This window comes from Peribacillus sp. NPDC060253 (assembly GCF_042727425.1).
Classification (GTDB): Bacteria; Bacillota; Bacilli; order Bacillales; family DSM-1321; genus Peribacillus.
Genome location: NZ_JBHXAS010000007.1, coordinates 36,323 through 49,627, shown reverse-complemented (window position 1 = coordinate 49,627; position 13,305 = coordinate 36,323). Strand labels below are relative to the sequence as shown.

13 protein-coding genes are annotated in these 13,305 nt (G+C 41.4%); all 13 read right to left on the bottom strand.

Going from position 1 to position 13,305, the window contains the following annotated elements; genetic code table 11:
• Nucleotides 1–172: 172 nt before the first annotated feature.
• The 13 genes from ACFWE9_RS03450 to ACFWE9_RS03390 all read right to left on the bottom strand — a co-directional run bounded on the left by ACFWE9_RS03450 (nt 173) and on the right by ACFWE9_RS03390 (nt 13,218).
• Nucleotides 173–655, bottom strand: a complete 483-nt coding sequence (locus ACFWE9_RS03450) for a tetratricopeptide repeat protein (RefSeq protein ID WP_230161952.1) — start codon at nt 653–655, stop codon at nt 173–175.
• Between the two features lie 296 nt (nt 656–951).
• On the bottom strand, nt 952–1,500 hold the full coding sequence (locus ACFWE9_RS03445) for a PepSY domain-containing protein (protein WP_230161955.1): 549 nt from the start codon (nt 1,498–1,500) through the stop codon (nt 952–954).
• 65 nt (nt 1,501–1,565) lie between these two features.
• Entirely contained in the window at nt 1,566–2,921 is a 1,356-nt protein-coding gene (locus ACFWE9_RS03440) for an ATP-binding protein (protein ID WP_377355600.1), read from the bottom strand.
• On the bottom strand, nt 2,918–3,613 hold the full coding sequence (locus tag ACFWE9_RS03435) for a response regulator transcription factor (RefSeq protein WP_230161959.1): 696 nt from the start codon (nt 3,611–3,613) through the stop codon (nt 2,918–2,920). The genes ACFWE9_RS03440 and ACFWE9_RS03435 overlap by 4 nt, the downstream gene beginning before the upstream one ends.
• Nucleotides 3,614–3,815: 202 nt before the next feature.
• Complete coding sequence (msrA, locus tag ACFWE9_RS03430) at nt 3,816–4,337, bottom strand: peptide-methionine (S)-S-oxide reductase MsrA (protein WP_377355598.1); 522 nt, start codon at nt 4,335–4,337, stop codon at nt 3,816–3,818.
• A 142-nt stretch (nt 4,338–4,479) separates the two neighbouring features.
• Nucleotides 4,480–5,088, bottom strand: a complete 609-nt coding sequence (locus tag ACFWE9_RS03425; protein ID WP_230158970.1) for a response regulator transcription factor — start codon at nt 5,086–5,088, stop codon at nt 4,480–4,482.
• Between the two features lie 12 nt (nt 5,089–5,100).
• Nucleotides 5,101–6,222, bottom strand: a complete 1,122-nt coding sequence (locus ACFWE9_RS03420) for a sensor histidine kinase (RefSeq protein WP_230158971.1) — start codon at nt 6,220–6,222, stop codon at nt 5,101–5,103.
• A gap of 94 nt (nt 6,223–6,316) precedes the next feature.
• Entirely contained in the window at nt 6,317–7,369 is a 1,053-nt protein-coding gene (desA, locus tag ACFWE9_RS03415; RefSeq protein ID WP_377355595.1) for a Delta(5) desaturase DesA, read from the bottom strand.
• Between the two features lie 387 nt (nt 7,370–7,756).
• Entirely contained in the window at nt 7,757–8,467 is a 711-nt protein-coding gene (locus ACFWE9_RS03410) for a response regulator (RefSeq protein ID WP_230158973.1), read from the bottom strand.
• A complete protein-coding gene (locus ACFWE9_RS03405) occupies nt 8,464–10,053 on the bottom strand; it encodes an ATP-binding protein (protein WP_230158974.1) in 1,590 nt (529 codons plus the stop codon). Before ACFWE9_RS03405 ends, ACFWE9_RS03410 begins: the two co-directional genes overlap by 4 nt.
• Before the next feature lie 81 nt (nt 10,054–10,134).
• On the bottom strand, nt 10,135–11,661 hold the full coding sequence (locus ACFWE9_RS03400) for a tripartite tricarboxylate transporter permease (protein WP_377355592.1): 1,527 nt from the start codon (nt 11,659–11,661) through the stop codon (nt 10,135–10,137).
• A gap of 18 nt (nt 11,662–11,679) precedes the next feature.
• A complete protein-coding gene (locus ACFWE9_RS03395; protein WP_230158976.1) occupies nt 11,680–12,135 on the bottom strand; it encodes a tripartite tricarboxylate transporter TctB family protein in 456 nt (151 codons plus the stop codon).
• Nucleotides 12,136–12,192: 57 nt separating this feature from the next.
• Nucleotides 12,193–13,218 carry a tripartite tricarboxylate transporter substrate binding protein gene (locus tag ACFWE9_RS03390; RefSeq protein ID WP_377355590.1) on the bottom strand — a complete coding sequence of 342 codons (1,026 nt, stop codon included), beginning with the start codon at nt 13,216–13,218 and terminating at the stop codon, nt 12,193–12,195.
• Nucleotides 13,219–13,305 lie beyond the last annotated feature (87 nt).

Genomic DNA, 13,305 nt, shown 5'->3' with positions numbered 1-13,305 from the left:
TATCCACAATTCAAGGTTATCCACATTCATTTATCCGGTAAAATGGCTAAAAGCAAGCCATCGATAAAAATTGCCCTTCATTTTTGTTGAATGTTGTCGATTAATTCATTTCGGATATGTAAAAATGATTTGTTTTATGCAGGCTTTGTGGATAGTTTGGGGATGAACACTATTATGTGAAGACTGTATCCAGTTTATCACTATAGAATTCTATGGCCTTCGCATAAGATTGTATTTCTTGATCCTTGGAGGTTTCTGCAATTATCTTCAATAATGATTCCATCGCAAGATCATGTTGTCCCAAATTATAAAATGCCATGGCCCTGAATACCAATAAAGCCTTATCCCCAGGAAACATCGTCAGCCCGGATTCCAATGTCTGTCTTGCTTTTTCATATTCCCCAATGGTGCGATATGTGCTACCCAACCCTAGGTAGGCTCCTTTTGCGTCTTCCTCCGGCAAACCTAATTTGAGGGCAGCTTCATAATAGGGCACCGCCTTTACCTCCAGTCCGAGAATATCCAAACTCCAGGCACATTGATACTGTATGACTGCATCGACGGGATTTTGCTTTGCCAGATCCATCAATAATCGATTGGATTTTTCGAATTCTTTCTTTCCTCTTAAGGACAGCGCCATTTCTAAATTTCCCATTGCCATTCCTCCATTGAATAAGATTCCTTAATTGCCCTATTCGCGATGCCTCTATTTAATTCCTTCTTAATCATTTAGATGTTGGAAAATGGGAAACTAAGCGCCAAACAATCTAGAAGGCAGAAATTAATATGATGTTACTTGGAGGTTAGTTAATGGGCGGGATTTCAATACCCGTACAAATTCCACTTCGGTTCATCCTGGCAAGTTAGATTGTTTAAAAAAAGGATCTGCCTCATGGCAAATCCTTCCATACATATCAGTTCAAGGTCATTCATAATTCACCGATCACTCGATTAATCATCCAACTCGGTTTTCAATATTTCTCCCGTGGATGCATCCACTACTACATCATATTCCTTTTTCCCCTGGTTTATTTCAAATTCGTACACAAGGATGCCATTCTCAGAATCCAGCTCTACATCCGTTATTTGGCCATCCACCTTTTTCAGGGCTATCTTTTCAGCTTGATCACTGCTGATTTTTGCCGTTTCCACCGCTTGTTGTGTACTCATTTCTTCCTCATCATCGTCTTCCATCTCCTGAGAAAGAATCTCTCCTTTTTCAGCATCCACGTCCACATCTTGATAGCCTTCTTTCGTCTTAACTGTCATTTCATAGGTCATTGGCTGATCCCAATCCTTTTCAAATTGAGTAACTTCCCCACCTAGTTTTTCTGAAATCATTTTGACAGCCTCGTCCTCTGATAGCGCATCCTTATTGACTGCATATACTGCCGTTCCAGCAGCACCGCCGAAAAGCAATACGGTTGCTATGGATACCGTCATGATTACCTTTTTCCTTTGAATGATACTTTCCTTTATCGTGCTCCACTGTTTTTTCATGAATGAATTCCTCCTTTAATTTGTTACCTTAAGAATAACCATTCTTCATGAAACGAACATGAACGCTAGATTAGAATTTGATGAGAAAGAATGATTGTCACCACCGTTCCTACTCCCACTTCGCTTTGAATTTCCAATTTGCCGTCGAATGACTCGACAAGTGATCGCGCGATGGAAAGACCGAGTCCATTGCCTCCCGTTTTCCTCGCCCTCGATGAATCTACTCGATAAAACCGTTCAAATACATGCGGGAGATGTTCTGGTGATATACCTGTACCTTGATCTTTCACGCCAATGAAAATATCATTTCCCTGCCGTTTTATCATGATTCTTATTCCCGATTCACTGTATTTCATGGCATTGTCCAATAGGATGACCAGTACCTGTTCAAGCTTACTGGATATGCTCATAGCAAATATTTCCTTAAACTCGGATTGGATCTTTATTTCACGATTGCCCGTCCGTCTAAACGTTTGGGCAATCTGTTCACAAAATGATATAAGCTCGATTTTTTCCTCCAAATCGACTGTAGGTTCCGCTTGGGAAGCCGCCCGCAGAAGATGTTCCGTCAGCTGTTTCATCCGGATCGCTTCATGATGGATCGCCTCCACTGCCTCTTCCTGAATCGCCGCATCCTTCATTCCCCAGCGCTTTAATAGTGAGGAATAGCTTTCAATGACAGTTATCGGTGTTTTCAATTCATGTGAAGCATCCGAAAGGAATTGTTGCTGTTGATTATAATTCCTTTCCAGCCTTTCTATCATCATGTTGAATGAAGCTCCCATTACCTGTAGCTCGTCCTTTGATTGATCCGATAGCGGTATCCTTTTGAATTCTCCACTTTTCTCTATATCCATCATTGTCCCGCTCATGATGGATATTGGTTTAAGAATTTGATTGGCCAACCACTTACCAGCAAGAATGGATAGAAGAATGACAAAAAGGGATGCACCACCTAATACAAGAGAGAGAGTCGATAAATGATCAAGGAGCGTATCCTGCGGCTGTGTAACCTCGATCATCCCTAACTTCTTCCCTTCTTCGGGATAAGGATGGCGGTAAGTCAACATATAGTCCCCGTCAACCTCCGTGAAATCAAATCCTTTTTCGTTAACCGATTGAACCTTAAGCCCCTCAAGGTCTTCTTCATCCGTAAATGACTTTACCAACTTTCCATCAGTGTCAAATATCCGCACCATTCCATCGTCTGGGGTATATGGCTCCAATAAATCGGGATCACCGGAAATCAAATCTTTCGTCACGATATTCTCTTCAATCAATGAAGCTTGATCTTCAAGCAGATCTTGTTCCCTCTCAACTGATATCCAAAAAAAGGCGATTAAAACGATGATACTCAACAATATGAGCATGACGCTTAAAAAAAGACTGGAATACGATTGGATTTTCGTCCGAATCTTCATATTGGCTCCTTCAAGCTATACCCTACACCGCGATAAGTATGTATCAGCTGCAAGTCAAACGGATAATCAATCTTTTTCCGTAAATAACGGATATACACATCAACCACGTTCGTATCCCCTACAAAGTCATACCCCCAAACATTGGTCAGGATTTGGTCCCTAGACAATACTTGGTTTTTATTTTGCAATAGATAAACAAGCAGGTCGAATTCGCGGGAAGTCAGCTCAATCCTTTTGCCATGCCTGAGAATGTCCCTTGTTCCTAAATTTAATTGCAGATCATGAACCACGAGACTATCCGCTTTATCATCAGATTGCACTTTTCCTGTATTCATACGAAAACAAGCTCGAATTCGGGCCAGCAGTTCCTCAATTTCAAACGGTTTCGTTACATAATCATTTGCACCATGGTCCAGGCCATTCACCTTATCAGGTACGGCATCCCTTGCCGTTAGGAGGATGACTGGTGTTGAGTCATTCTTTTTCCGGTAACGCCTAAGTACTTCTATGCCATTCAACTCGGGCAGCATCACATCCAATAAGATTAAATCCCACTCTTTTGCTTCCGCCTTCTCCAGACCTGTTTTTCCGGTAAAAGCCGATTCAGTTTGATAACCCTCATGTTTAAGTTCCAGCTCTAGGACCCTCGCGATTTTTTCTTCATCTTCTATAATCAAAATCCTTTTATTCATGATTACCACCACCTACCCCTTAGTGTACTGAACAAAAATGAAAATATCATGAGAAATTTAACCCTTCGTATAAAAACCTTAAAAGTCTTTTATTTTTATTATTTCATTTGCGCAAAGCAAGTGTTTCACATGAATTACGCATGGGAGATCCATGTCCTTTCAATAAAAAGAACCGAATGTGAAAACACACACCCGGTCCTTTTTATTTACCAACCCAATGTTGGTCAATGAATTCATCGCGTCCTGACTTTTCACGGTCCGCTTTATAATCCTCTTTGTTTTTTTGATGATAGTCTTGATGGTATTCCTCTGCAGGATAGAAGGTTTGGGCCGGAAGGATTTCCGTTACGATCGGTTTCTTGAACTTCCCGCTGGCTGCTACCTGTTCTTTTGCTTCATTGGCCAATTTTTCTTGAACATCATCATGATAGAAGATGGCCGTTAAATACTGACTTCCCCTGTCATGGAATTGACCGCCGTCGTCTGTTGGATCAATCTGCTGCCAATACAGTTCCAGCAGCCTTTCATAAGGGAATAATCGAGGATCGAAAGTGATTTCAACGACTTCATAATGACCCGTTTTCCCCGTCTTCACTTCCTCGTAAGTTGGGTTTTCAACCTGTCCTCCCATATAACCGGATACGATTCCTCCAATTCCGGGTTGTTCTTCAAATGGTGTCACCATGCACCAAAAACAACCTCCAGCAAATGTAGCTTTTTGCATAATGGTCATCTCCTTCCTATACTAATGAATAAAAATTAATATATCATATCCTAACCGAAACCATGTGTTTTTTGATTCTGATTTACGGAGCCAACAGGCTAATCGCGCCAAAAAGGATCTCCCTCTTTGGCAAATCCTTTAATCAATCTTTTGACCAGCCTTTTTCCTTGAATCTTACAATCGCTTCAACTCGATTGCTTACATCCAATTTATCGAGAATCACCGAAATATAATTGCGAACCGTCCCATTAGTCAAATAAAGCTGGCTGGCAATTTCCTTTGTATTCTTACCATCTGCTATCAACTTCAGTACTTGACACTCTCTTTCAGTCAAAGGGTTTTCTTCTTCATAAGCCATATCCACCAGCTCAGGAGCATAAATGCGCCGACCATCCATGATGACACGGATCGAGTTCGCCAATTCCTCACTTGGGCTATCCTTCAGAAGATATCCCCCTACCTCGGCCTTTCTGGCTCTTTCAAAATACCCAGGACGTGCAAAAGTGGTTAAAATGATGACTTTGCATTGATGGCCCTGATTCTTGATCTCTTCTGCTACATCAAGCCCGGTTTTAACTGGCATTTCAATATCCGTAATGCAGATATCCGGCTTTAAACGATTGACGAGATTCATTGCTTCTTCCCCATTGCTCGCTTTTCCGACAACTTCCATATCCTCTTCCAAATCAAGGATAGAACCCAGTGCACCTAGTAGCATCCGCTGGTCTTCAGCAATTACGATTCGAATCAATGTTAATCCCACCTATCCATTATTTTTTATTGCATTCGGAACCCTAATGTAGAGAGTGGTTCCATCAGTTGATTGAATATCCAGGCTGCCATTAACGAATTCAAGCCTTTCTTTCATGCCTTGAAGTCCATTGCCTTTAAAAAACTCTGATTTATGTGAAAGCCCCACTCCATTATCCTGGACTTTGATCGTCACTCCTGTCTGTAATTCTTCTATAACGATATTACAGGAGTCGGCACGGCTATGTTTGATGATATTGGTAACCGCTTCTTTCAAACACATGCTTAAAACCGTTTCAACAAGCAATGGGGTATCTTGCAATTCCGTGGTGCCTTCCAAATTGAAATCGATCTCTGCCGCTTTCAATATTTGCCTGATCCGGATGATTTCATCACTTAGCTTGGCCCCACGCATTTCTGATACCATTTCCCGTACTTCTTTAAGTGCCGTCCTCGCCGTTTGGCGGATATCCTTGATTTCCTTCCTAGCAGAATCCGGATTTAAATCGATCAATTTCCCTGCAAGGTCACTTTTCAAGCCTATCAAAGAAAGTTTTTGACCAAGTGTATCATGTAAATCACGAGCAATTCGCTGACGTTCTTCCATTTTGCCAAGCTCGGATATTCTTTTATGTGCATCTTCCAATTGTTCTTCCAGCCTATCCCGTTTATTCCGATTATAAGTGTTGAATGGAAGAAGAATCACCCCAACTACACAAATGAGCATAAAGGGAAACTGCGAAAAGAAGGTAGGATCTTTCATGATGAACCCAATGTTGACTGATACGATGGTAGCTAATAGCTGGATTGAATATAATACGAAAAAACCAACCTTATTTTGAACATTCCCAATAAAGAATGCTAAAAAAAGTGAAAAGTAAATGTAGCTGAAAAATATGGTCATGGAAATGGATATGACTATTTGTATCGCAGTCCAAACGTATACGGGCCATCCCTTCGAAACGAATGAGAGGCCATATGAAATGAAAAATAAAATGATCATGACGATCCCAAAAACAATCTCCAGCATCGATGAAGATTTAAAAATGAAATAAAAAGGAAGGATACAAAAAATGATCCACACATATGGGCTTAGCCCTGTGTTCTTCGGAAAAATATGATACCAACTTTGCATGGCTCAGCCTCATTTTCTTTTACTTCTAGTATATACTACAGGGTTTTATCAAAAAACCATCCAATGGAAATTGAATGGTTTTTTGATAAGCTATTTATTTTTCTTGAAGGCTTGGACGTTTGTTATTGATTCCTACCTTTGATTTTGTATCGCTTAGACGGTGCTTCATCTCTTTAAAACTTACAAACGTTTTGTTTTCGCCATCATAAAGGCGGAAGCGAAGCGACTTTAAGCTTGAACCAAGAGTGATTGTCGTTGCCTGTTGCAAAGGCAAGGTAGAATCATGGACTTTTTCCAGATTATAGTTTGGTACTCTTGGACTAAGGTGATGCACGTGGTGAAAACCGATATTTCCTGTTACCCATTGTAAAATCTTTGGAAGCTTATAATAAGAACTTCCATCAATGGCAGCCTTCACGTAATCCCATTCTGATTCCTCTTCGAAATAAGAATCTTCAAACTGATGCTGTACATAGAACAGCCAGATGCCCAATGATCCCGTTACAAAAAGAAGCGGTACTTGGATCATCAAGAATGCCTGCCATCCGATAGCCAAACATAATATACCATAAATCACAACGACGGCCGCATTTGTCAAATACGTATTCATTCGTTCTTTCTTTCTTGCACCTTTTACATTCAGGCGATTCGACACAAGGAATAGATAAAATGGCCCTAAACCAAACATGACGATCGGATTTCTATATAAACGGTAAGCTAGACGTCCCCAGAATGTGGCAGATACATATTCATCAACGGTCATGATCCAAATATCTCCTGTACCGCGTTTGTTTAAATTACTGCTGGTTGCATGATGTATGGAATGACTATGCTTCCATTGCTCATACGGAAATAATGTGACGATCCCACTGATTGTACCTAGGATATTGTTCGCTTTCCTGCTTTTGAAGAACGATTGATGACAGCAATCATGGAATATGATGAAGATCCTGACCACGAACCCTGAAGCAAGAACCGAAAAGGCCAGGGTCAGCCAATATGAAATCGATAAGCTTTGATAAGCTAAAAACCATAATAGGAAAAATGGTGGAAAAGTATTTATAAGCTGTTTTACACTTGATTTAATATTGGATTTTTCAAAAGGCGCAACGTCTTTTCTCAATTGTTTTTGATTATGGTTACTCATGATTTCCTCCTCTTAACTCTATATTAAAACCTGGAGTGTTTAATTGGATTGATGAGATTACATTTTTAAGGCAGCTTTCATTCATGCCTCGGCAGCGTGTGTTCAATGACACTCTCTTTCTTCCTTAAGTATAGGAATGATCACCGTTCATCTGTAGTCATAAACGTCAATGGGCTGGCATGACAATTGTCATATACTTGTCTACCCTTTCACTTTTCACACGTATTTTCTCCCCATTTATCATTTTTACACGTCAAAAAATAATAAATTCACTCAAAATCTCATGTACATTCCATACAAATTTCGAATCAATCCCAATCTATTTTCTGCCAGACTATGTACTTAATCCAACAAAAAAAAAACAGATCCGCCATCCGGCGAACCCATTTATATTTTGACGGCATATACCCGTTCAGGCCTTCCTACCGTGCCATATGTTAAATCCGCTTCAATTTTTTCCTCCGACATTAAGTGTTCAAGATAGCGCCTGGCCGTTGTCCTGCTCACGCCCATTTCCTTCGCCACTATTTCTGCAGTTAACCCAGCTGATGCTTTTCCCAACACAAGCATCACCTTCTCCAAAGTCATCCTATCGATCCCTTTCGGCAGTGAAATCTGTTCTCCTTCCCTGTTGCCATTCACTTCCTTTCGCAAAAGCTTGTCCACCTGTTGCTGCGTCATGGGAAAATTGCCTTCTTCTAATTCAGACAGTTTCATGTGATACTCTTGATATCGGAGTAGGGACTGCTTAAAGCGTTCAAATACGACAGGCTTGATAATATAATCAAATATGCCAATCTTGATGGCTTCCTGGACTTTTTCGATCTCTTTTGCCGCCGTTATCATAATGACATCACTTTGTTTGCTTTGCTGCTTGATTTCTTTTAGGATATCGAGGCCATTCATATCCGGAAAATACATATCGAGCAGTAATAGATCCGGCTGCATGATTTCAATGAAGCTTTTGGCCTCGACATAACTTGACGCAATCCCGATCGTTTGAAACCCCTCAATCTTTTCGATGAATAGCTTCTGTATCTCGGCAATCCGTAAGTCATCTTCTACGATTAAAACTTCTATATCACGAACGGCTTTCATTTAATCACCCCTCTGTTTTTTGGTATGGCCACAGTAAAGATCGTATATTCCGCTTCTTTCGTTGAAAAAGTGATAGATCCTCCTAATCCATCAATCGCTTCCTGAACAAGGCTCAGGCCGATACCTGAATTGGTTTGATGGCTTTTTGTCGTAAAACCGTTTAGGAAAATTTGTTCCGCAATTTCTGGATCCATCCCTTTTCCATTGTCCTCCACTTCAATGATCAACTCTTTACCTAAGTCCGTGACGAACAACGATACCTTTTTTCCCTCCCTTTGGTCCCTCACAGCTTCGAAGGCATTGTTGATCAGGTTACCGATGATCGTCACTAATAAATCCCGATTTATCTCTGATGGAATATCTTTAAAACTGCTCTCCCTATCAACTGTAAAATCAATTTTAAGCTCACTGGCTAAACTTACTTTCCCTAAGATGAACCCAGCAATAATCGGATCGGGCACTTCCTTCATTAGAAAGTGAATGAAACCTTGGGTAACATCGACTTCCTTCGAAATAAAATCTATCGCTTCTTTATAGGACTCCAGTTGAATCAGACCAAGAAGAGTATAGAGCCGATTGGAATATTCATGTGTCTGCGCTCTTAACCCCTCTGCATACGCCTTTACATGGGAAAGCTCTTGAAGTAGGTTGGATAGTTCGGATTTATTCCTCAAACTTGCAACAGCGCCGATGACTTCTCCGTGTTTATTTAAAATGGGAATGCGGCTAGCCAAAAAAATCTCACCGTCAATCATAAATTCCTGATCATATTCTGCCTGTGCTGTGCTGACTACATCAAGCAGATGTGTATGTGTAATGACTTCTTCAATTTTTCTCCCGCGAAGCTCAACATCTTTAGGAATATGAAGGAATTTATGCGCCGTCTCATTGACAACCGTAATTTTCCCATGAACATCAATGGCGATGATTCCTTCATGAATCGACTCCAAAATGGCATGTTTCTCTTGAAACATCCAAGCAATCTCTTTCGGCTCCAGCCCTAATATCGCCTTTTTTATATTTATGGAAATGAAGAAGGCTATTAATAAACCTCCTATTAAAATAAAAGAAATGGTCCAAACTATCTTTCTTTGTATACTGGACACTTCTTTTTCAATATCGTTCTGAAGGTAACCGACAGAAACTACCCCAATTACTTTTCCGTCTGCCATTATCGGGGATTTCCCCCTTATGGAAGGACCCAATGTCCCGGTTGACTCCGTGATGATGGATTTCCCATTCCAAACCTCAGCGTTATCTCCCCCTACCATTTTCTTTCCAATCAAGTTTGGATCAGGGTGGGACAGGCGCTTTTCATTCTCATCCCCTATAACAATGAATTCCGCGTCAATCTGTCTGCGAATTTTTTCTGCCATGGGCTGGATGATTACAGAAGGATTATCCGTTCGAAAAGCCTGGTGAATTTCAGGCAGCAAAGAAATGGTTTGGGCAACCGATAATGCTTTTTCCCCTGTTTCCTGCTTCAGGTTACTTTCCAAGATATTTATAAAAATAACTTCAAAGATTCCACCAATTAAGATGATTAACGTGCAGATGCCCAGCATCAGCTTAGTATGTAAACGCATTCAACCACCTCTTCTTACATCATATAAAAAAAAACCCCTTTAAAAAAGGAGTTTTTCGAAACATTCAGAAAATATTGTTCATTAACCTTCTATATTAATGACAACATCTTTCCCTCGTTTCTTAAGTAAAACCGGAATGAGCAGCCATAGTGCCGTTACAATCAGGAAGGCAAGTGAAAGCGGCCTAGTGAAAAACAAGCTGTAATCCCCATCGGATATGGTCAAGGCCCTGCGCATATTGTTTTCTATCATCGGGCCTAATACCAACCCCAATACCAATGGCGCGATAGGGTAATCATTTTTACTCAAGAAATAACCCAAAACCCCGCATCCTAATAATAGCAATAAATCATAAGTGGATACTTGTACGGCATATACACCAAAGATGGAAATCGCGATAATGATCGGGATCAAGTACTTCTTGGGCGTTTCAATGATTTTCGCAAAAACCTTAACGAGCGGGAGATTAAGGATGAGGAGCATCAGATTCCCAATGAACATACTGGCGATCAGTCCCCAAGCTACCTGAGGGTGATCTTCGAATAATAATGGACCAGGTTGAACATTGTACATCATGAGCGCCCCCATTAAGATGGCTGTTGTACCAGAACCTGGGATCCCCAGAGTCAATAGTGGAATCATCGCTCCACCAGAAGCTGCGTTATTAGCCGTCTCAGGCCCTGCTACTCCTGCAATCGCTCCAGTACCAAATTTCTCAGGTTTTTTTGAAATGCGTTTTTCCATAAGATAAGAGAAGAAAGAAGCAAGAGTTGCCCCTGCACCGGGTAGGATTCCTACAAAGAAACCTAAGAGCGATCCCCTAGCAATGGGACCCGCAGATTCCTTGAATTCTTCTTTGGAAGGAATCAAATTATTGATCTTCGTAATTTCCCCATCGTCCTCTTCTTTTTCCAATATCGTCTTGAAAACTTCTCCAAGGGCGAATAGACCTACTGCAATCGTCAGGAATTCGATCCCTTGATAAAGCCAAGGAAGGTCAAAGGTAAAACGGGCGATCCCGGATACATTATCAATTCCTATCGTCCCGATCAACAAACCGCAGACCGTCATGATCAGTGCCTTGGTTACGGATTTCCCCGCCAGTCCACTGACAGCCGCTAGGCCTAGAAGCATGAGCGAAAAATACTCAGCCGGCCCGAATTTAATGGCAATCGTCGATAATGGTTGAGCTAACGCAATCATGGCGATAAGGGTGACGATCCCTCCAACGAAGGAACCGATGGCTGAAATGGATAATGCACTCCCCGCCCTGCCCTTCTTTGCCATTTGGTAGCCATCCAAAGTGGTGACGACAGAAGAGGATTCGCCAGGTGTATTTAATAGAATGGACGTTGTCGACCCTCCATACATCGCTCCATAATAAACACCTGCAAGTAAAATGATGGCGCTTGTCGCAGCTTGCTCTGGTGGAAGTCCGCCTGTGATCGATGCGGTTACCGGAATTAAAAGAGCCACACCGCTCATCGGCCCGATTCCCGGCAAAACGCCTACAGCGGTACCAATCAATACTCCGAAAAATGCAAAAAGTATGTTATACCAAGTAAGTGCCGTTTCAAATCCTTGTAATAAATAATCAAAAGTTCCCACTTCCCATCCCCCTTCCTCTTATGAAAACCAGATTGGCCAACCCGGCAGTGTTCCCTTTAAAACATTCACGAATAAAAAATAGATGATTCCGGAAAATCCTGCGGAAATGATGAGGGATGTCACCCATTTATTCCGTTCCATCGTTTGAAAGCAAACAAACAAAAAGAGAAAAGTCGTAATGACATACCCTATCGTTTCCAATGTCAAAATATAAAGTAAGGTTGAGAGGAAAATGATGATAAACGGCTTATACTCCAGCTTTTCCTTTCTCGCTTCTTGTCTCTTGCTCCGATATGCCTCATAGAACAGGCGTATACTTAAAGCAGCAAGAACAAGTCCTAGTACAAATGGAAAAATATCCGGCCCTACCGAGCTTCCATATGACGAGCTGGCAAGCTTCCTGCTTCCTATCATAAACAGCACTCCAACAGCCAGAAAGGCTACAGATGCAAAGCGATCAAATTTCACGTCCATCCTTGTCCCCCCATTTCAGAAAATAAGAAGAAGGTGAAAGCACCTCCTTCCTCCCCATTATTTTTCCATGCCTAAGGCTTCTAATAATTGCTGCACTTGTTTCTCCTGTTCTTCTAAAAACTTGCCGAATTCTTCACTATTTTTATATTCTTGTTCCCATCCTTGAACTTCCACTTCCTTCTTCCATTCAGAAGTTTCCACTAACTTCGCAATGGATTTGTCCCAAAATGTTTTCGCTTCTTCAGACATATTCTGAGGTCCAAATACGCCTCTCCAAATCGTGAATTCCGCATCTATACCCTGTTCCTTTGCCGTCGGTATGTCTTTCAGATCTCCACCAAGACGCTTCGTCGAGGTTACGGCCAACACTCTGATTTTTCCTGCTTTTAAGAATTCCCTGACGCTGGAGGCATCCGTTCCGATTACATCTGCATTCCCTCCAAGCAATGCCGTAATCGCTTCCCCTCCGCCGTCGTAGGAGACATATTTAAGCTTAGTTGGATCCAATCCGTATTCATATGCCGGAAGAATGGAAATCAAATGATCCATGGATCCCGGAGCCGATCCTCCTGCAAAAGTTAACTTGCGCGGATCTTTCTTCACCACTTCCAACAAGGATTTCAAATCCTTGAATTCAGAATCCGCCTTTACCACTATCGCTCCGTAATCTTTTGTCAGCTGTGCCAAAGGAGTCGTATTTTTATATCCATAAGGACTGTTGCCCTCTTTTTTAAGATTATTGATGATGACAGGCGGTGAGTTCACGAAAAGCATGTCGTTATTATCCGCTTGCTGTGTTGCATAATCGGCCATGAAGACAGCACCCCCGCCACCAGGTTTGTTTTCGACGGTTAAAGGCTGCTTCACCAGTTTTGTCTCACCTAAGACCTTCGTAAATGAACGGGCTGTTAAATCCCATCCTCCACCTGCACCCGAAGGAGCAACGATCGTTATGGCTTTTTTCGGATAACCTGTACTTTCTTTCTTTTCGCCTGATGTATCCGAACTACTGCCACATGCACCTAAACTTAAAGCTAACGAACTTGCCAATAGTACCGCAGAAATCTTTTTACGAGAAAACATATGAATCCCCCTTTTGAAAGCGTTTTCTTCATTCTACAAAAATATCTTGATTTTCTTTAATTATTAAACTAAAATGCATAAATTCCA

Coding starts and splice junctions, on each gene's coding strand:
- desA (WP_377355595.1), bottom strand. CDS start 7,369: ATGAGTAACCATAATCAAAAACAATTGAGAAAAGACGTTGCGCCTTTT.
- ACFWE9_RS03440 (WP_377355600.1), bottom strand. CDS start 2,921: ATGAAGATTCGGACGAAAATCCAATCGTATTCCAGTCTTTTTTTAAGC.
- ACFWE9_RS03395 (WP_230158976.1), bottom strand. CDS start 12,135: ATGGACGTGAAATTTGATCGCTTTGCATCTGTAGCCTTTCTGGCTGTT.
- ACFWE9_RS03450 (WP_230161952.1), bottom strand. CDS start 655: ATGGGAAATTTAGAAATGGCGCTGTCCTTAAGAGGAAAGAAAGAATTC.
- ACFWE9_RS03420 (WP_230158971.1), bottom strand. CDS start 6,222: ATGCAAAGTTGGTATCATATTTTTCCGAAGAACACAGGGCTAAGCCCA.
- ACFWE9_RS03445 (WP_230161955.1), bottom strand. CDS start 1,500: ATGAAAAAACAGTGGAGCACGATAAAGGAAAGTATCATTCAAAGGAAA.
- ACFWE9_RS03435 (WP_230161959.1), bottom strand. CDS start 3,613: ATGAATAAAAGGATTTTGATTATAGAAGATGAAGAAAAAATCGCGAGG.
- ACFWE9_RS03410 (WP_230158973.1), bottom strand. CDS start 8,467: ATGAAAGCCGTTCGTGATATAGAAGTTTTAATCGTAGAAGATGACTTA.
- ACFWE9_RS03405 (WP_230158974.1), bottom strand. CDS start 10,053: ATGCGTTTACATACTAAGCTGATGCTGGGCATCTGCACGTTAATCATC.
- ACFWE9_RS03390 (WP_377355590.1), bottom strand. CDS start 13,218: ATGTTTTCTCGTAAAAAGATTTCTGCGGTACTATTGGCAAGTTCGTTA.
- msrA (WP_377355598.1), bottom strand. CDS start 4,337: ATGCAAAAAGCTACATTTGCTGGAGGTTGTTTTTGGTGCATGGTGACA.